Consider the following 18,643-nt stretch of genomic DNA (forward strand, 5'->3'; position numbering starts at 1 on the left):
CGACGCTGCTTTGAGGATTGAATTTGCGCTAGTACTGTTCAGTTCGCGGGAACTATCTTATTGATGAGCATGTCAGACAGGCACAACTTTTCGTTCGCCCCGGCAATCGGTGGCGACGGTTCCTGTGGAGGATGATCAACTATGCTTAAAGATGAGCTGCCGATTGCGACTTTCGCCTGTCCAACCGGGCTGCGCGACCTGTGTATCGGCGAACAAGGAACGGACGAACGCCTCGACCATCCGCTCGATGTCCAGGTATTTCATATACGTCTTGCCAACTCGGCAGGCCGGCGCGAAGCGGCCAGCCTGTTGATCCGCAAAATGTACGGCTGGCGCGGCTACGCGGTCGAGCCGGAACACGATGCCGAGCCGAACAAGATCACGCTGTACGCGGAGACCGGCGGCATGGTGGTCGGCACCATGAGCCTGTGCCTCGACCGCGATATCAGCTTGCCGGCCGATGAAAACTTCCGCGACAAGCTCGACGAATTGCGCACCCAGGGGCGGCGCCTGTGCGAACCGTCGCGGCTGGCCATCGACAAGGGCGTGACCAAGCGCGTGTTCGCCTCGCTGATCCACATCTCGTACATTTACTCGCACAATATCCACGGCTTCACCGACTACGTCATCGAAGTCAATCCGCGCCACGTCATGTTCTACAAGCGTATGCTGGGCTTCCGCGATTTCGGCGGCGAGCGCCCGTGCACGCGGGTCGGCGCGCCGGCCGTGCTGCTGCGCCTTGACCTGGCCCATATGGGCGAACAGATCCGGCGCTGGGGCGGCCTGATGGAAGCGCATGGCGAGGAGCGCTCGTTCTATCCCTATTTCTTCCCGCAATGGGACGAGCCCGGCATTACCGCGCGCCTGATGAACGGACGAAATTAATGGAGACCGCCATGACAGTCACGGAACAACCAGCACAGGAGACAAGGGAGACAGGCGCCGCGGCCGAGCGCCGTTCGCTGCTGCTGCGCGCGCTGCGCGACGTGGTCGGCTTCGAGCAGGTGCGCGACGACGATATCACCCTCGAACGCTACGCGCGCAGCACCGCCTCGCGCAGCACCCGCGCGCTGGCGGTCGTCACGCCTTCCAGCGCCGGCCAGGTCGCCGAACTGGTGAAAGTCGCGCGGCGCCATAAAACGCCGCTGTACCCGCTTAGCACCGGCAAGAACTGGGGCTACGGCGACGCTTGCCCGGTCAGCGGCGGGCAGGTGATCGTCGAGCTGTCGCGCATGAACCGCATCATCAGCGTCGATCCCACCCTGGCCTACGCCGTCATCGAACCGGGCGTGACGCAAAAGCAATTGTCCGACTACCTGATCGAGCACAAACTTGATTTCTGGATCGACTGCACGGGGGCGGGGCCGGATACCAGCTTCATGGGAAATATCCTGGAGCGGGGGTTTGGCCACTCGCCGTACGGCAACCGGCTGCAGCATGTGGCGGGCATGCAGGTGGTGCTGGCGTCGGGCGAAGTGCTTGAAACCGGCTTCGGCCATTATCCGAACGCCAAGGCGACGCACCTGTTCCCGTACGGCGTCGGGCCGTTCCTCGACGGCCTGTTTACCCAGTCCAACTTCGGCATCGTGACGCGCATCGGCATCTGGCTGATGCCCAAGTCCGACTGCATCAACCACTTCTTTTGCACTGTCGACCGGCATGAGGATATCGCGCCGGTGGTGGATGCGCTACGGCCACTGCGCATGAACGGCACGCTTCGCAGCATCATCCATATTGGCAACGACCTGCGCGTCATCTCGGGCGGCGCCGTCTATCCGCGCGAACGGGCAGCCGATGCCTTGCCGCTGCCGGAACCATTGCGCGCGGCGATGCGCGAAGGCGCCGGCGTGGGCGCCTGGACAGTCTCGGGCGCCATGTACGGCACCGAACGCCAGGTGGCCGCGGCGCGGCATGCGCTCAAGCGCGCGTTGGCGCCGACCGCTGCCACGACCACGATCCTGACCGAGCGCAAATTGCGGCTCGGCGCGATGCTGGCGCGGGTGCTCGGCGCCAGCGCCGCCGGCAAGCGCCTGCAGGCCAAGGTCGACCTGGGCGTGTCGCTGTTCGCCATGAACCGCGGCGTGCCGAACGGGCGGTTCCTGGCTGGCGCCTACTGGCGGCGGCGCGGCGGTCTGCCCTCGGGGTTTCCCAGCCAGGCCAATCCGGCGGCCGATCATTGCGGCCTGCTGTGGGTGTCGCCGGTCTTGCCGATGCGCGGCGCCGACCTGCTGGAACTGCACGGCATGGTCGAACCGATCTTCAAAGAATCTCGCTTCGACCTGTTCGTGACCTTCAGCATGATCAATGAGCGCGCGCTGGGCGGCGTGATCACGATTGCCTACGACAAGGAGGACGAGCAAGAGGTGGCGCGCGCCAAGGCCTGCTACAAGGCGGTGTTCGACCTGTGCATGGCCGCCGGGTATGTCCCTTACCGCGTCGGCAACCAGTCGATGGCCGAGCTCGACCCGAACTCGGACGTGTTCTGGGCCACGGTCCGGCAGATCAAGGCGGCGCTCGATCCCGATGGCCTGATTTCGCCGGGGCGCTACGAGCCTTCACGGCTGTAAAAAATGCCGACGCGAGGCGCCCCTGGCCTGCGCTTTCAGAGCGTGGCCAGCAGCGCGCGGGCTTCGTCGCGGCGGGTGAAGTCCTTGGCGGCGAGGGCGCGTTCCAGTTCGCGGCGGGCGGCGGCCTTGTCGCCCGATTTGGCCAGCACCATGCCGTAGTGGTAGCGGATTTCGGCCGCGCCGGGCGCCAGCGCGCTGGCTTTCTGCAGCAGCGGCAGCGCGCGGCCAATGTTGCCCGTTTCAAGATAGATCCAGCCCAGCGTATCCATGATGGCCGGGCTGTTCGGCGCAAGCTTGTGGGCGCGTTCGGCGTGATGCAGCGCTTCCTTGCGGTTCATGCGCTGGTACGCCCAGGCCAGGTCGTTGAGTGCGATGACATTGTCCGGGTCGCGCTTGAGGACCGCATGCAGGTGGCCGACGGCGGCCTCGTAATTCTTCGCGACCACCATGCTGCTGGCGTAATACAGCCGGGTAGGGATGTCGTCGGGGCGCTTGCGGAACCATTCCGCCATCCGCGCGTGCGCTTCGGCGCTGCGGTTGTTCTTGATCAAGGCACCATGCAGCTGGATCAGCAGCGCACCGTTTTGCTGGAGGTCAAACGCGCGTTCGTAGGACTTGATGGCTTCGGCATACTTGTGCTGCGCGCTATACACGTCGCCCTCGAGCTTGTGGCCGCGTGCCGACTCCGGGCGCCGCTGGTGCACCGAGCGGGCCAGGGCCAGCGCCTCGGTGAATTTCTTTTGGCCGATCAGCAGGTTCAGCAGGTTGACCTGGGCGTCGGCGAGGTCCGGGTCGAGGGCCAGCGCCTTGTTCAGCGACGCCAGCGCCCCTGCCTGGTCGTTCAGCTTCACCTGAACGCTGGCGTGGCGCGCGTGCAAGGCCGCGTTGCGCGGCGCCAGCGCGATCAGCCGGGCGTAGTATTCGGCAGCCGCGGCGAAGTCGCTGTTCAGGTACGACACCTGGGCCCGCATCACCAGCACATCGGCATTGGCGGGGTGGCTGGCCTCCAGTTTCTGGACAAGCATGAGCGCCTTTTGCTGTGCGCCGGCGCGCGCGTAGAGGTCCACCAGGCGCAGTGCAACCCGCAGGTTGTCCGGGCTCGCTGCGTTGGCCCGCTCGAGCCATGTCATCACCTCGGCCTGCTTGCCTTCGGCGGCCGCCAGCCGGCCCAGCGACTCCATCACGGCGGCATCGCCCGGCGTGCGCGCCAGCGCCTTCAGATAGCGCTCGCGGGCGTCCGCGCGCCTTCCTTCGAGGGTATCGAGTTGCGCCAGGTTGTCCAGTGCGGGCAGGTACGACGGGTCAAGCTTGAGGGCGGCGTCGAAGCTGGCGCGGGCCGACGCCAGGTCGTGCTTGGCGAGGTAGATGCCACCCTTGAGGTTTTGCACCAGTGGGTTGCTGGCCTGGCTCTCCATGCGCTGAACGGTCGCCATCGCCTTGTCGGGGGCGTTGGCGCGCAGGTAGCTCATCGCCAGCAGCAGGCCGGCGCGGTCGTTGCCGCTGTCGAGCGCGGTAGCACGCTCGAGTTCGGCAACCGCGCGGCCATTGTCGCCGTTGCCGAGGCGGCTCAGCGCCACGCCGGTATGCAGGCCTGGCGCCGCGGGACGCAGGGCGGCGGCCTTCTCGAAGAATTCGGCGGCCTGGGTGAAGCGGCGCCCGCGCAGGCTCGCTTCGCCGGCCAGCGAGAGCAATTCGACATCCTGCGGCTGGGCGAGCATCAGGGGACGCAGCAGGGCCATGGCATCATCGGGCGCATTGTTGCGCAGGTGGACTGCCGCCAGCAGCTTGGAGGCGTAGGCATGGCGCGGATACGACTCGAGGAACTTGTGCAGGTGCGCCTCGGCTTGCTGCGTGTTGCCCAGGGCCGACTGGATCGCACCGGACAGGAGCACGCTCGGCATGTGGTCCGGGATCTCGCGCAGGATCTTCTGTACCGATTCGAGTGCCGCCTTGTGCTTGCCTTCACGATAATCGAGCATCGCCAGCGAGTGAAACACCGCCACTGCGCCCGGCGCTGCCTTGCGCGCGCTGGCGATGGTGGCGCGCGCCTCCTTCAATTCGCCCTTGTCGATCTGCAGGTTGCTGATATCGACCAGCGCCTGCAGGTTGGCGGGACGCAGGGCAAGGATGGCGCGGTAGGCCGCCATCGCCTCGTTCGGCCGGCCGGCCGCGCGCTGCATGTCGCCGCGCAGGCGCAGGGCGTCGAGATTGGCCGGGCTGGCCTTGAGCGCCTGGTCGAGGTAGGCGCTTGCCTGCGCCGCATCTTTCTCGCCAAGGGACAGGCGCGCCATGCCGAGCAGCGCGTCGGGCGACTTCGGGTCGTCCTTGAGCGCCTCGGCGAAGGCCTCGCGCGCGGCGCCGGGCTTGCCGAGGCCGAGCAGGGCGTTGCCGCGCAAGGCAAGGACCAGGGGGCGCCGCGCCGCGCTTGCCGCCGGCTGGATCTCGCCCAGCAGCGCCTCATACTGGCCCTGCATCAGCATCGCCTTGCCGAGCAGCGGCGCGATTTGTCCGGCGTCGCCGCCCAGCGTCAGCGCGCGGCGCAACTCTTTCTCGGCCGATACCGCGTCGCCATCCTCGATATAGACCTCGCCCAGCAAAATGCGCGCCGCGCTGTTGCTGCCGTCCTGCTGGAGCACGTTCTTGAGCTGAATGACGGCGGCGCGGGTCTCGCCCTGGTCGCGGAACTTGCGCGCTTCCGCTATCAGCGGGCCGGCGTCCTTTTCGCTGCCGCATCCCGCGGCAGCTATGCCAAGGGAAACGGCAAGCGCGGCGGCAACGGATCGGGACCACAAGGGTTGCTTCTGCTGGGACATGGCGTACTCCGGTCAGGTTCTCCTGACTAGGGTAGTGAGTCCACATAGCAACTTCTTGCGCGCAATCAATGACATGCCATCGAAGCGGCGTGCGGCTCAGCCGATCGGCTTTTTGCCGGGCAAGACACGCACCACACCGCGAAAGTCGACCGTGTGCAGCGAAACCGGCTTGCGCCAGACGCGCGCGACGTATTCCATGACGCGCTCCGCCTGCGCCAGCTCAAGGCCGCGGCCGTCGTGAAGATAGTCATGGCGCAGGTCGAGGCTGCCATCGGGCCCGACCTTGGACACGGTGACAGAAGGTGAGCCGTAATTGTATTTCGGCGCCAGGATTGCCTCGCGAATGGCATGAATGTCGCGGCTGGTCACGCGCGTGTCGCCATCGCGGCGGGCTTCGTAGACGAACAAGTCAAGTTTGTCGGCAATTTCCTCGTCAAGATAGTTGCGGATGAAGCCAAAATCGTCTTCCTCGCGGCAGATCTGGCGCGCCTTCTCGAGGCCATGCTTGCCGATGATGTGTTCCCACAGCGAGAAGCCCAGGTGGTAGGGGTTGAGCGACAGGGCCAGCTGCTGGTCGCTGGCGAACGGGCGCACGACGTCCGAATGCGACTTGATCGCGGCAAGGTAGAGGTCATGCGGCAGGAACGTGGCTTCCCGCAGCAGCCGGGCATGCCAGTAAGACGCCCAGCCTTCGTTCATGATCTGGCAGGCGAAGATCGGGTGGAAGTAATAGGCCTCTTCGCGTACAGCCAGGAAGATGTCGCGCTCCCAGTTGTCCATGTCCGGCGCATAGTTGGCGATGAACCACAGCAGGTCGGTCTCGGGCCGTGGGGGCAGCGGCGCCCGCTGCAGCGGCCCGCTGGCCGCCACGGCGGCCGCCTCGCCCGGCAAGCGCGCGAAGCGGTCGCGGAACCGGTCGGCCACGGGTTCCTCGCGCGGGGCGATAAACTCCGGATAACGCGGGCGGTGCAGCGGCTGGTCGACGTCGATATGGGTTTCCAGGGCCAGCGCCGCGTCGAGCACCGCTTCGACCCGCTCCTGCCCGTGGGCCTGCAGCGCCAGTTCGAGGCGATGGGCACGGGCGGCGCTTTGCTCCAGGATGTGACCGCCGGCCATCGACATGAACCGCGCGAACAGCTGGTTGTTCTTGGCGAAGTCGGCGTGGCCGAGCACATGCGCCGTCACCAGCGTGTTCTCGGCCAGCGAGTTCTGCTCCTGCATGAAAGCGTGGCATGGGTCGCCGGGGAACATCACCTCGAAAATGCGCGAGTGCCCCATGTGCTGGCGCACCAGCTGGTGGATGTAACGCACCCCGAACGACCAGTGGCGCATCCGTACCGGCAAGCCATAGACGGCGATCTCGACCATGAAGCTGGCCGGGACCAGGTCGAAATTGACTGGGTAGAAATCGAGGCCAAGTTCGACTGCCAGCGCCTCGATCCGGGCGCCGTAGTCGGCCAGCTGCTGCTGGGTGCTCGTCATGCGAATGCCTCCTTGCCTTCGCCGGTTTCCTGGGTGAAGAACTTGCGCAGCGCGCGCCAGACATCGTCCGGGCTGGACAAGGCGCTGCTGCTGATCGGCACGCCGCGCCGTTCGAGCTCGTTGCACAGGCGGCGCATTTCGGTGTCCAGCGAGCGTGGTATGCCCGGCAGCGTCTCGACATAGCCGATGTAGTTGAGCACCTTGCCAAGTTCGGTGAGCGCCTCGGTGGCGGCGGCGCGGTCTTCGGTGAAGTTCTCGCCATCGGACGCATAGAACAGATAGACGTTGTGCTGCGCCGCCGAATAGTCGTTGCGCGCAAGCTCCAGCGCCAGCTTGAAGGCACTCGACGCGATGGTGCCGCCGGTGCCGCTGACCTGGAAGAAGTCGCTTTCGGAAAACTCCCACGCGTGGGTGGTGTGGGCGATGAAGCGCGTTTCCACCTTGGCGTACTTGCGCCGGATGCCCTGCAGCGCGAAAAAGAAAAATGATTTGGCCAGCTTGCGCTCGAGCTGGGTCATGCTCGCCGACACGTCGATGACAAACAGGATCACGGCGCTGGTGCTCGGCTTCGCACGCGTGACGATCTGGCGGAAGCGCAGGTCGTCATTGGTGAACGGCACCGGGTCTGCCTGCACCGCGCGCCGTTTGATCGCTTCCTTGATGGTGCGGCGGCGGTCGAGGCGCGAGCGCGCGCCGCGCTTGTCCCAACCTTCGCGCACCAGCTCAAGCTCATCGATTTTGGCCGATGGCTTGGGCTTGAGCTCGGGCAGCTTGAGTTCTTCCCACACCCAGTCCATGACGTCGTCGATCGAGAACTCGAGCAGCAGCTTGAGCTCGCCGTCATCCTGGCCGCCACCGCCGTCATCGCCGCTGCCCGGCCCGGGCTGGCTGTGCTGCAGGACGTCGCCCGGCTGGCCTTCGCCCTGGCCGGCGCCGCTCTGGCTGCGTCCGTCGGCCAGCTTGAAGCGCGCATGCTCCAGCAAGCGCACCGGCACCTGCACGGTACGCTCCTGCGGCCCGGTGATCAGGTCGGGGCCCGCGATCAGGTCCGGCAGGTGCTGCTGGACGGCGTCGCGCACCTTGTCGTTGTGGCGCAGCCAGTCGCGCGCGCCGCGCGAGAACAGGTCGTACCACGCCGTGTTGATCATTGCCGCCACCGTCCACCTCCCGAGAAGGGTGCTACTCCTGTGCCAGCAGGGTGGTTACGTAGTTCAGCGCTTCGCGCGCGCTGTGGCTGTCGTAACCGTACTCATCGACCAGGCGTTTTTCAACCGCCGATATCTTGGTGCGGATTTCCTCGTCCGGCCGCTTGGCCGAGCTGACCAGCCTGAGCACATCGCGGCGCTGTTCGAACAGGTATTGCTGCACGGCGTCGTTGAGCTGCAGGTGGCTTTCCAGGCCAAACTTGACGCCGCGCTTGTATGCGCCCATTGCCTTGCGCACCACCTCCTGGCGGAACGACTGCTTGCCCGATTCGGAGATATGGATCTTTTCTTCGACCGCGCGCAGGAAACGCTCGTCAGGGCGCCGCTCCTCGCTGGTGATCGGGTCCTTGATCTGGCGGTTGTCGAGCATGGCTTCGACCTCGTCGAGGTACTTGTTGAGCAGGTCCTGGGCCTCTTGTTCGAACGACACGAACAGCGCCTTGTGCACGTCTTCCTTGACCCAGCGGTTGTAAAAGTCCTTGCGGGTCAGTACCAGGTAGTCGACCCAGCGGCGCTTCTTCTTGGCGTCGATGCGGGCATCGCTCTCGATGCCGTCCTTGAGCGCCAGCAGCACGTCCATGGTCGACAGGCTTTTCTGGTTCGACTGGATGATCGCGTTCGACAGTGCATTGATCACGAAGCGCGGCGACACGCCAGCGAGGCCTTCTTCGGGCGCCTTTTCCTTTTCTTTGACCCGCCGGGCGTCGGCGCGGTTCACGCCCTCGACTTCCTCGTCGGCATGGAGCCGCACTTTCCTGACCAGTTCGACCTCCTTGTCGTCGCCTTCCTGGATGCGCGACAGGATGGCGAACACGGCAGCCGCATGCAGCACATGGGGGTCGAGATGGACGTCGCGGAATGCCGGCGCCGCCGATGAAATGAGCTTTTTGTAGATCCGTGCTTCTTCCTTGTAATTGAGGGTGTACGGCACCTGGATGATCACCATGCGGTCGAGCAGCGCCTCGTTTTCGCTTTCTTGCAGAAACTTGCGGAACTCGGCCAGGTTGGTGTGCGCCAGAATGGTTTCGTCGAGATAAATCAGCGGGAACCGCGACACCTTGACGTTCTTTTCCTGCGTCAGGGTCAGCAGCAGGTAGAGGAACTCGCGCTTGACCTTGAGGATTTCGATCATTTCGAGCACGCCGCGGCTGGCCGCGTAGACCGCGCCCGACCAGGACCAGGCGCGCGGGTCGCCTTCGTCGCCGTACTGGGCCACTTTGGACAGGTCAACCGAGCCGACCAGGTCGGCCAGGTCGGCCGTGGTGGGGTCGTGCGGCGCGTAGGTGCCAATGCCGCAGCGGCCCGATTCGGAGATAAACAGGCGCTCGACCGGCATCTGCATGAAGTCGCCGCCGAACTGGTCTTCCAGACGGGCGCGGCAATGCGGGCAGACCTCGCCGGCGATGTCGATGCCGTAGGTGTTGCGGCAGGCCGCGCGCATGGTGTGCGGCACCAGGTGCAGCGGCGATTCATGCACCGGGCAGCCGGCGATGGCGTACAAGGTGCCCTCGTCGGTGTGGCTGTATTCTTCCAGCCCGCGCTTGAGCAGGATGACCAGGCTGGACTTGCCGCCCGATGGCGGGCCGAGCAGCAACAGCAGACGCCGGCCGACCTCCGAGCCGGCCGCAGCCGCCTTGAAGTAGTCGATCACGCGCTCGATCGCCGGATCGATGCCGAACAGGTCGTCCTCGAACAGGCTGCAGCGCACCTTGCCGTCGCCGCCCTCGACGAAGCTGCCGCGGATCATGTCCCACACATACTGGTGCGAACTGCGCGCTACCTGGTGCGGCGCTGCCGGCAGCACCGTGTCGATGAATTCGGCAAACGTGCCGGACCAGTGCCCGGCCCGATGCTGCCTGGTGAACTGGTTGAGGCTATCGAGAAAGTTGCCATGCTGGCCAGCTTGCTGGTCCAGCGCTTCGCCAGGTGATGTCACATGTCCTCCGTCGGGAAATAGGCGCGGCAAGCGCGTGGCGCAGGCCGCCCGGAGTTCAAGTATCGGCGCGGGGGCGATGTCGCCGATGACCCTTCTCAATGTGAACGCGCGAACCTATCGGCGGCATTTCCGGCCTCAGCCGTGAAAACCGGGCGGTTAACGGCCAGCGGCGCCCGCAGGCGCCGCATGGTTTGCCGAACTAAACGGTTAGAACCTGGCGTTCAGGGCAACGCGCACCGCGCGCGGCGACCCTGGCGAAATGTTGGTATCGCTGTGCGCCGACGCGTAGTAGCGCTTGTCGAACAGGTTTTCCACATTGACCTGGACCCGGTAGTTCTGGTTCAGCGTGTAGAACAGGGCGCCATCGACGCGGGTGAACGACGGCAGGCTGACCGCGTTCGAGGTGCTCGTGAAGATCTCGTCGCGGTAGATCACGCCCAGGCCGGCGGCCCACGCAGGGGTGATTTCGTAACGGTTCCACAGCGAGGCGCTGTGCTTCGGCACCTGCGAAAGGCGTGCGCCATCGCGCGCGGTGGCCGACTGGGTCGCGGTCAGTTCGGCGTCCTGGTAGGCGTAGCCGCCCATCACGCTCCATGCGCGCGTGAGCTTGCCCGACAGGCCGAGCTCGACACCCTTGGTGGTCTGGCCGTCGGCCAGCTGGCTCGGGTCGGCGCTGGTGAGGCCGGGAATCACGACGTTGGTGCGGTCAAGCTTGTAGACCGCGGCGCTGGCCGACAGGTTCGGGCGGATATCCCACTTGGCGCCCAGTTCGATGTTCTTGAACTCTTCCGGATCGAACGCCTGGTTGGTGGCGCTAAGCGAGCTCAGCTGGTCACCAGCGCGCGGCACGTAGGCGATGCTGTAGCTGCCGTAGAGCGACAGCGCTTCCACCGGCTTGTAGATCAGGCCGACGCGCGGCGATACCGGGGAATCCTTCTGCTCCAGCTTGGCGCCAGTGCGGTTGTTGAGGAAGTCGACATCGAAGCGGTCGTAGCGCAGGCCGAGCACGGCGTGCCACTGCGGCGTGAATTCGAGCTGGTCCTGGATGTAGGCCGACGCCACCTTGGCCACGCCATGGTTGTTGGCATCGGTTGCCGACGGGCGGAAGGCGATCGGTGCGCGGTAGACCGGATCGGCAGCCGTCACGCTCAGGGCGGTGGTGCCGGCACTGTTGTAGCCGGTCAGGCGCAGGTTGTCGGTTTCCTGGCGGCCGAACTCGGCGCCAACCAGCAGCTTGTGCTTGATGCCGCCGGCGTCCAGGGTGTAGGTAAGGTCGGTCTGGTTGAACAGGTTCTCGCGCTGGGTGGCGGTGCTGTATGCACCGATTGCTACGGTGCCCGCGGGCAGGACCGGACCGGACGCGAACACGTTCTGGTAGAACTTGTCGTAGTCAGCCGCACGGGTGCGGTTGCGCAGTGCTACGCCGTTGCCGAAGTCATGATCGATCACGGCGGTAAACGCGTTGACCCTCGACCAGGTCGGGCTCAGTTCGGCATTGCCGAAGAAAGTCGACGCGTCGGTATCGAACGGGCGGCCGTTTTGCGAAGGAATGCCGCGGTCCGCAACGCGCTCGTCCTGGAAATGCTCGTAGCCCAGCACCACGCTGGTGTTCTTGCCGGCGCGGATGGCCACGGTCGGGTTGATGCCCTTGCGTTCGACCTTGACGCCGTCACGGAAGCTGCCCGAATCCTCGACCATGGCATTGACCCGGAACGCCATGCTGTCATTGATGGCCTGGCCGGTATCGATGGTGGCGCGGCGGTTATCCCACGAACCCAGCGTGAGCGAACCTTCGCGGATCGTGGTCCATTGCGGCTGCTTGGAGACGCGGTTGATGACGCCGCCCGAACCGCCGCGGCCGAAGATCATCGCGTTCGAACCGCGCAGCGCTTCGATGCTGTCGATGTTGTAGAAATCACGGAAGTACTGGACGTCGTCGCGGATGCCGTCGATGTAGAAATCGCTGGTCGAATTGTTGCCGCGGAAGATCACCGCATCGCGGTTGCCTTCGCCCTGCGACGGGACCATGCCCGGCACGTAGCGCACCACATCGGTCATGCTCTGGATGGCCTGGTCGCGGATCAGGTCTTTGCTGATCACGGTGATTGCCTGTGGCGTATCGCGCAGCAGGGTATCGGTCTTCATCGCCGTCGCGGTCTCCACGACGTTATAGCCAGCTTCGCTGGTGCCGACGATCTTTACTTCTTGCAAGGTCTGTTCGGTCGACTGGGCAAAGGCGCTACTGCAAAAAACCGCCGCGATGGCGAGGGCGAGACGGGTAGGGCGGATGTGGGACATGTTTTGCTTGAATATGAATGAGAATAGTTCGCATTATGATTTAACTTTGCGGAAATGGCAAATCGGCATGGCAAGCAAGGCTTACGTTCGCACGCGCACAGATGAATCGCGCCATCGGGTACAAGATAGCGGCTTGTCCATGCCAACTTCGAAGGAGTGTTTATGTACCCAACCAATTCCGCCCATAACGTCAAGGAGTTATCCGACAAAATCAGTTCGGTACGCTTCGCGATGTTTACGACAACCGACCAGCATGGCCATCTGGTCGCAGCGCCGATGACGAATCAGGAAATGGACAAGGCCGGCAACCTGTGGTTTTTCACGTCGATTAATACCGGCTTGTGGGAAGACATTGCCGTCACCCCGGAAGTCAACGTCAGCTTCGCCGAACCAAAGGACGGACTATATGTGTCGGTCAGCGGGCGCGCCGAGCGCGTGGTCGACCGTGCCAAGGTGCACGAATTGTGGAATCCGTTCGTCGCCGCATGGTTCCCCAACGGCCCTGACGACATTCATGTCGCGCTGGTGCGCGTGGTCCCGCACAGCGCCGAATACTGGGATACCGCGTCGAGCAAGATGGTCTCGCTGTTCGCCATGGCCAAGGCCGCCATCACCGGCGAGCCGCCGAAGATGGACGAAACCGAACACGGCAAGATCAACCTGTAAGCCCGCGTCAGCCGAGGTAGGGCAGGTATTCGATGCCCTGGCTGATCACGCCGACCAGTGCGGCCTGGTTCTCGGTGCTCTCGCTGAAGAGTGCTAATACTTCGGCCCGCGTACCGCGGCCAGAATTGAGCACGTCAAGCCAGAACGCGGAGCCGCCCGCGTCGGGCTTGCGGTGCAACACGTTCTCGTAGAAGCGCGCCACCAGGTCTTCATTCGATGGGGCGGCACCGTACAGGCCGGCGAATTCCGGGGAATTCATGAAACCTGCCGCGATATCGGCAACGCTGTTTCCCTTGTCGAGCGCCGCCAGCCAGTAGCCAAGGCCGGCGATGTCCGGGGCCCGGTTAAACGCGGCCTGGTAGATGCGGTAGGCCTGGCCGCCGGCGCCCTCGATGTCGAGCGCGAAATGGCTTGCGCCGAAGATAGCCCGTTCGACGCCAAACAGCGTATCCTGCCCCTCGGCGCCGGTCAGATCCTTGATCGTGATGCCAAGTTCGCTGCGCTGAACCACGAAGTTGCCACGCTGTCCCACGAATGTCGCCGTGTCGATGCCGCTCCCTCCGTGAAGTCGGTCGTCGCCAGCCCCCCCAGACAACACGTCGTTGTCATTGCCGCCATCGAGATAATCGTCGCCGGCGCCACCGGAAATGCGGTCCTGTCCGCCCAGTCCCATCAAGGTATCGTTCGATAGCGTGCCGTTGATTACATCCGACGCGTCACCGCCCGATACCGGACCGGGGTTTGGCTGGGCTGGCGGCGCAGGAGGGGGCGGTGCCGGAGGTGCCGGTGGTGCTGGCACCGGCGCCGGCGGCCGGGGAGGGGCAGGTGGTGGCGCAGGGGGCACTGGGGCGGGCGGAACAGGCAGCATCGGCGCCAGGGTTCCGGTAAAGTTCTCTGCGCCGACCCATGCGGCAGGCATGCTGGGAAGCGTCGCCGCAGTCACGAACCCATGTGCAGAGCCGGCGCCATCCTGATCAAATTGCAGCTCCAGACCGGCGTCTGTCGGTATCAGGCGGATCAGGCCCACCTGAATAAATGGGTTCTCGCCATTGTAATTGGGAACTTTTGCGAACAGCTTGGTAAGGTCGAGCAGGTCGCCGTTGGGACCCGGCGTGAAATCCCAGAGAGCGAGCCCCGGCGCAGCCTGCGTGCTTTCCAGGCGGTAGGTATCCCGGCCCGCGCCACCGTAGACGGGGGCGTAAGAGAGTGGCGTTGCAGTGGCCGGGATGATGATCGTATCGTTTCCATCGCCACCGTAGACCTCTACGCCATTCTCGGGGTCGGTGTTAGCAAGCGTAATCTCGTCATCGCCAGTTCCGCCGTCGAGCGTGCCACCACCGCTGGTGTAGTGAAGCCGGTCGTTGCCAGCGCCGCCATAAAGCCAGTTTGTGTCACTCGCGCCCGCCAGGGTATCGTCGCCATCGCCACCATACAGGTGGTCCTCGCCAGCGCCGCCCTCCAGCGTGTCATTGCCGCTCCCCCCGGTCAGCCAGTCATGGCCATCGTCACCGGACAAGAAGTCATCGCCAGCGCCGCCGTAGACGGTGTCGTCGCCACCGCCTGCGCGGATGCTGTCGCCAGCATCACCCGGCGTTTCATCACCACCGGTCAGGAAGTCACTGCCTTCGCCGCCACTGATGGTATCGGCGCCATCACCCCCGTGGATGCGATCGCGCTCAAGCGTGCCGATCAATGTGTCGTTGCCGGCCGTGCCAACCAGGTTGACCCCGATATCGCGCGATCCCGGATCGAATCCCCCGACAAACTCTGCGGCAGTGAGTTCCGACAATGAGACGGAGTGCAGCACAATCGCCGGCACCGGCGCGTGCGTGGTGCCGGCGGCGCCATCCTGGTCGAAATGGATCACCGAGTCAGCGCCAACTTGCGACGCCACGAACCAGCCGCCGCTGCCAAATGGATCGCCGGCAGCGTTTATCGGCAACAAGCTCGTCAGGTCGATCTGGTCACCGGCATGGAAGTCCTGGATGACAACGGTCGCGCCGCTGAACGAGCTTCTGAATCCGAAGGTGTCGTTGCCACCACCGCCAACGATGCCGACCAGCGCCTGTGGCGCGATCTGGCCTTCAATGATGACAAGGTCGTCGTCCTCGCCCGCGTCAACGTTTACCGAATATGGCCATGCAGCGCCTGGCGCAAGCGCCGCCATCACCTTGATCACGTCGTTCCCGGCGCCGCCGATCAGTGTGTCGTGCCCACGTCCGCCGCTGATCACATCGTTGCCGTCGCCCCCGTCAGCCTTGCCTTGTTCAGTGCCTTCAAGTTGCAGTATGTCGTCGCCTTTGCCCCCAAGCAGGGTGCTGCCGGCGCCCCGGTCGAGCAGGAAATCATCTCCCGCTCCGCCTTCGAGCAGATTCCGGCCCGTACCGCCATCAATCCGGTCATCGCCGTCGCCACCGCGTACAGTGTCGTCGCCCTCGCCGCCGAACAGGCTGTCGCCGACGCCTGTCTCGTCGCCGCCCTCGATCAGGTCATTGCCCTGGTGGCCGAAAATGGTGTCGGAGCCACCCATGCCGTAAATGGCGTCATCGTTCGATGTGCCGTCGAGCATGTCGCCTGCTGCGCCACCGACAAGTATCCCGGGCGCCGAGCCCCTTGGATCATGGCCACCCACAATGTTTTGCCTGATGTCGTCAACGTGCACGTCGCTCAGCCTGATCTGGGGCTTGAATGCGTGCATTGGGTTGATGCGCATTTCGAGCACGGCATCGGCGCCGTGCTGGACAAAGCGGAGGTTCCCTCCCGGCGAGAAGGGGTTGCTGCCGTTCCCCGTGCTCATCGACGACACATCGATCATGTCGCCGTTCACGCCCGCTGCGAAGTCTCCCACGACATAGTAGGCGTCATAGCCGGAATAAGACGACAGGACATAGGTATCCCTGCCGGCGCCACCGAGGACGGGGGCGAAACCTGTGCCGCCGAAAAAGGAAATATGAAACTTGTCGTCGCCATCTCCGCCCGTTATCGCGCCGGGTCCGACTGCCGGTGCTGCGGTGTTGTACACGAAAATTTCGTCATTGCCGGCGCCGCCGGTAACGGTGTCGCCTTTGATCGCCCATATCTTGTCGTTGCCCGCTCCGCCGTCGAGCCGGTTGCCGACACTCGGCGCCAAGGCTTGAAGCACATCGTCGCCGTCGCCGCCGCGCATGTCGCTGGCGCCATGCTCGTCACGCAAAAAATCGTCCCCGTCGCCGCCGTCGAGCAGATCATTGCCCGCGTCGCCGCGTAGCTCGTCGTTTCCGGTTCCGCCGAAGATCCGGTCGTCGCCACTGCCGCCAAACAGTGCGTCGCGCCCGGCGTTGCCATACAGGCTATCGTCGCCGTCACCGCCATAAAGCTTGTCGCCGGCGGCATCGTCCGGTTCGTCGCCACCCGACAGGTGATCATTCCCGCCGTAGCCGTACAGCGAATCGGCGCCACCGGTGCCGCCGTCGAGCGTATCGGCGAGATCGCTGCCATGCAGGACGTCGCGACCGCTGGTTCCGGTCAGGTCGACGCTGACGGCACTGCGCTCAACATCGAAGGACAGGCTGTAGAACTGGGGGGATAAATTGCCAGCCGCATCCTTGACGGTGCCTGCGGACAGCTCAATCCAGAACCGGCCGCCCAGCGGCAGGGCGCCCGGGAGTGTCCAGGTAAGCATGGCGCCGGAAATGCTCACGGCAGGATCGTTGATGTCGACCTCGATCGAGGTAGCCGCGTTGTACATGTCGAACAGCCGGATCTTCCCAACCCCGGGGAAAACGGCTTCGGAGAACTCGAGGACCACGGTTCCCAGCAATGGCGATACCGGTCCGGATGTCGCCGGCGAGACGACCCGCAGCAGGGCCGGAGCGGTGGTATCGGCACTTGCCCGCATCGCCGAGTTGGTATGAAGCGCGGCAGGAACCGCTGATTGACTGTCGGTGATGTTCATCGGTACGGCGCCTGCCTGTCGGAAAACCGGAAGTATGTCCAAGTATTGCCTAAATGTCCACATGATTGTGGGTTATGCAACAGGCATGCCTTACACATTCCCGACACTCTGTCGACACAAGAGCAATGGAATGGGCCAGCTGAACCCGCGAAAATAGCGCAGCAGCGGACTCAGCGGTTCGCAACCATCATCCAGACAGGAGCTGCCATGATCCGGCGCCAGGCCTTTTTTTCCACAGCTATTTCGATCGCCATCCTCATGCTGGCGGGATGCGGTGGCGAGCCAATCTTCGTTGCCGCCCCGGTCACCCGCATCGACGTGCTGGCCAGCCACGCGCGCGGCATGGAGAACATCGTCTTCCATGACGGCAGCGCCTACATCGGCATGTCCAACTCCGCCACCGAGGGCACGGCGGTGGTGCGCACCGGCTTGCCGGTCTCAGTGGCGTCGCAATGGAATACTGTCGCGCTGGGCAACTGCCGCATCGGCCCGTTCGGCGGCAACGCGCCGCAGCGCGCGCCAGCCCTTCGTCCGCTCGGCGATACCTTGTGGCTGTTCCAGCCCTGGTACGACGATGCTGGCGCCGGTGCCGAACACGCGCTGTGCGCGCTGAACCAGGCCGGCACCAGCTTCGTCGCGCAGGACCAGTCGCTGCGCGCCTGCTACGAGCAATATTGCTACACGCTGTGGATGGATGAGCTGAAGATGGTTGGCAGCCGCCTGTACAGCAACGCCGGGGCAGGCCAGAACCTGTTCGTGTCCGATAACAAGGCGGCCAGCTGGCGCGTGCTGCTGGGCCAGTTCGATGCGATGACCTGCTACCACCAGGCGTTCCACGTCGTCGGCGACCGCCTGCTGGTGGGCGGCGAATGCCCGCTCGACATGGCCTACCTCCGCGCCTATCGATTAAGCGCGGACGGTTCGCGCCTCGCGTCGCAGACCGAACTGCCGGTCGCCGTACCCGCGCTCGAAAACCGCAACATCCAGTTCATCGATGCGATCGCCGGTACCCAGCGCGTGTTTGCCGGTGTCGAGGGCGGCCTGCTGCGCAGCGACGACGGCGGCACGACGTTCAAGTTCGTGATCCGCCACCCGGCCGAGGGCGGCACGATGTATCCGTACGTGCAAAAATTCCTGTCCCTGAAGAACAAGCCGAACGTGATTGTGGTGGGTGGGTTCGACAAGGCCAATGCGCGTGCCTACCTTGCGTGGTCGGCCGATGGCGGCGACAACTGGACCAACCTGTCGTCGCTGCTGCCGGGGTACAACCGCGCGCCGAACGATGCCAGCCTGTCGGGGCAGGTGACCTCGCTGGTGGAGGATCCGCAAGGGCGCGTCTTGCTGACCTTGAATGAGGATGAAACCGCCAAGGGCAAACTGATCCAGCTTACCCTCGGCAAACCGTAGCGCTTACTTGGCGACGTCGAGCTGGGTGACGGTGATGGCGCCGTTGGCGCGCTCGGCGGCAAACTTGATCTTGTCGCCCGCTTTGACTTTGTCCAGCATCGCCGGATCCTTCACGCGGAATACCATCGTCATGGCAGGCATGTCCAGATTAGCCAATGGGCCATGCTTGATGGTCATTTTGCCAGTGTCCTTGTCGACCTTCTTCACTTCGCCAGCGACCAGGGCCACCGGTGCCGCCGCGCTCGCTGCCGGGGACTCGGCCAAGGCGGTAGCGGTCAAGGGAAGAGCGAGTGCTGCTGCAATCAGGAAAGCATTCAATTTCATCTGTATTCCTC

Annotated in this window: 11 protein-coding genes; 4 read left to right on the forward strand and 7 right to left on the reverse strand. The window is 64.5% G+C overall.

Features of this window, described 5'->3' with window-relative positions; all coding sequences use genetic code 11:
• The first annotated feature begins 141 nt into the window (after nt 1–141).
• Nucleotides 142–885: an N-acyl amino acid synthase FeeM domain-containing protein gene (locus I4X03_RS20945; protein WP_223470294.1), complete on the forward strand. Its 744-nt coding sequence runs from the start codon at nt 142–144 to the stop codon at nt 883–885.
• An 11-nt stretch (nt 886–896) separates the two neighbouring features.
• Nucleotides 897–2,567, forward strand: coding sequence for an FAD-binding oxidoreductase (locus I4X03_RS20950; RefSeq protein WP_223470296.1), 1,671 nt, complete (start codon nt 897–899; stop codon nt 2,565–2,567).
• Between the two features lie 35 nt (nt 2,568–2,602).
• On the opposite strand, the gene prsT is transcribed toward I4X03_RS20950, so the two are convergent.
• The 5 genes from prsT to I4X03_RS20975 form a co-directional block, all read right to left on the reverse strand.
• The gene (gene prsT, locus I4X03_RS20955) at nt 2,603–5,380 is read right to left on the reverse strand and encodes an XrtA/PEP-CTERM system TPR-repeat protein PrsT (RefSeq protein WP_223470298.1); all 2,778 of its coding nucleotides are present in this window, start codon (nt 5,378–5,380) and stop codon (nt 2,603–2,605) included.
• Nucleotides 5,381–5,476: 96 nt separating this feature from the next.
• Nucleotides 5,477–6,862, reverse strand: coding sequence for a SpoVR family protein (locus I4X03_RS20960; protein ID WP_223470310.1), 1,386 nt, complete (start codon nt 6,860–6,862; stop codon nt 5,477–5,479).
• On the reverse strand, nt 6,859–8,010 hold the full coding sequence (locus tag I4X03_RS20965; protein WP_223470312.1) for a DUF444 family protein: 1,152 nt from the start codon (nt 8,008–8,010) through the stop codon (nt 6,859–6,861). The genes I4X03_RS20960 and I4X03_RS20965 overlap by 4 nt, the downstream gene beginning before the upstream one ends.
• A 31-nt stretch (nt 8,011–8,041) precedes the next feature.
• Nucleotides 8,042–10,003: a serine protein kinase gene (locus I4X03_RS20970; protein ID WP_223470315.1), complete on the reverse strand. Its 1,962-nt coding sequence runs from the start codon at nt 10,001–10,003 to the stop codon at nt 8,042–8,044.
• Between the two features lie 207 nt (nt 10,004–10,210).
• Nucleotides 10,211–12,301: a TonB-dependent receptor gene (locus I4X03_RS20975; protein WP_223470317.1), complete on the reverse strand. Its 2,091-nt coding sequence runs from the start codon at nt 12,299–12,301 to the stop codon at nt 10,211–10,213.
• A gap of 162 nt (nt 12,302–12,463) precedes the next feature.
• Between I4X03_RS20975 and I4X03_RS20980 the strand changes: the two genes are divergently transcribed.
• Nucleotides 12,464–12,967: a pyridoxamine 5'-phosphate oxidase family protein gene (locus I4X03_RS20980; RefSeq protein ID WP_223470320.1), complete on the forward strand. Its 504-nt coding sequence runs from the start codon at nt 12,464–12,466 to the stop codon at nt 12,965–12,967.
• 7 nt (nt 12,968–12,974) lie between these two features.
• Here the strand turns inward: I4X03_RS20980 and I4X03_RS23120 are convergent, their stop codons facing one another.
• The gene (locus I4X03_RS23120; RefSeq protein ID WP_267874090.1) at nt 12,975–16,901 is read right to left on the reverse strand and encodes a DUF4214 domain-containing protein; all 3,927 of its coding nucleotides are present in this window, start codon (nt 16,899–16,901) and stop codon (nt 12,975–12,977) included.
• Between the two features lie 207 nt (nt 16,902–17,108).
• Between I4X03_RS23120 and I4X03_RS20995 the strand changes: the two genes are divergently transcribed.
• A complete protein-coding gene (locus tag I4X03_RS20995; protein ID WP_223470329.1) occupies nt 17,109–18,308 on the forward strand; it encodes a beta propeller repeat protein in 1,200 nt (399 codons plus the stop codon).
• Nucleotides 18,309–18,311: 3 nt separating this feature from the next.
• Here the strand turns inward: I4X03_RS20995 and I4X03_RS21000 are convergent, their stop codons facing one another.
• Nucleotides 18,312–18,632 (reverse strand): copper-binding protein, encoded by a 321-nt coding sequence (locus I4X03_RS21000; protein WP_223470331.1) that lies wholly within the window; start codon nt 18,630–18,632, stop codon nt 18,312–18,314.
• Nucleotides 18,633–18,643: the final 11 nt, after the last annotated feature.

The sequence above is a fragment of the Massilia soli genome, from assembly GCF_016809835.1.
GTDB lineage: Bacteria > Pseudomonadota > Gammaproteobacteria > Burkholderiales > Burkholderiaceae_D > Telluria_A > Telluria_A soli.

What these genes read in the sequence shown, in the direction of transcription:
- I4X03_RS20950 (WP_223470296.1), top strand. Translation starts at nt 897, where the DNA reads ATGACAGTCACGGAACAACCAGCACAGGAGACAAGGGAGACAGGCGCC.
- I4X03_RS20965 (WP_223470312.1), bottom strand. Translation starts at nt 8,010, where the DNA reads ATGATCAACACGGCGTGGTACGACCTGTTCTCGCGCGGCGCGCGCGAC.
- I4X03_RS20975 (WP_223470317.1), bottom strand. Translation starts at nt 12,301, where the DNA reads ATGTCCCACATCCGCCCTACCCGTCTCGCCCTCGCCATCGCGGCGGTT.
- I4X03_RS20960 (WP_223470310.1), bottom strand. Translation starts at nt 6,862, where the DNA reads ATGACGAGCACCCAGCAGCAGCTGGCCGACTACGGCGCCCGGATCGAG.
- I4X03_RS20995 (WP_223470329.1), top strand. Translation starts at nt 17,109, where the DNA reads ATGATCCGGCGCCAGGCCTTTTTTTCCACAGCTATTTCGATCGCCATC.
- I4X03_RS20980 (WP_223470320.1), top strand. Translation starts at nt 12,464, where the DNA reads ATGTACCCAACCAATTCCGCCCATAACGTCAAGGAGTTATCCGACAAA.
- I4X03_RS21000 (WP_223470331.1), bottom strand. Translation starts at nt 18,632, where the DNA reads ATGAAATTGAATGCTTTCCTGATTGCAGCAGCACTCGCTCTTCCCTTG.
- prsT (WP_223470298.1), bottom strand. Translation starts at nt 5,380, where the DNA reads ATGTCCCAGCAGAAGCAACCCTTGTGGTCCCGATCCGTTGCCGCCGCG.
- I4X03_RS20945 (WP_223470294.1), top strand. Translation starts at nt 142, where the DNA reads ATGCTTAAAGATGAGCTGCCGATTGCGACTTTCGCCTGTCCAACCGGG.
- I4X03_RS23120 (WP_267874090.1), bottom strand. Translation starts at nt 16,901, where the DNA reads ATGAACATCACCGACAGTCAATCAGCGGTTCCTGCCGCGCTTCATACC.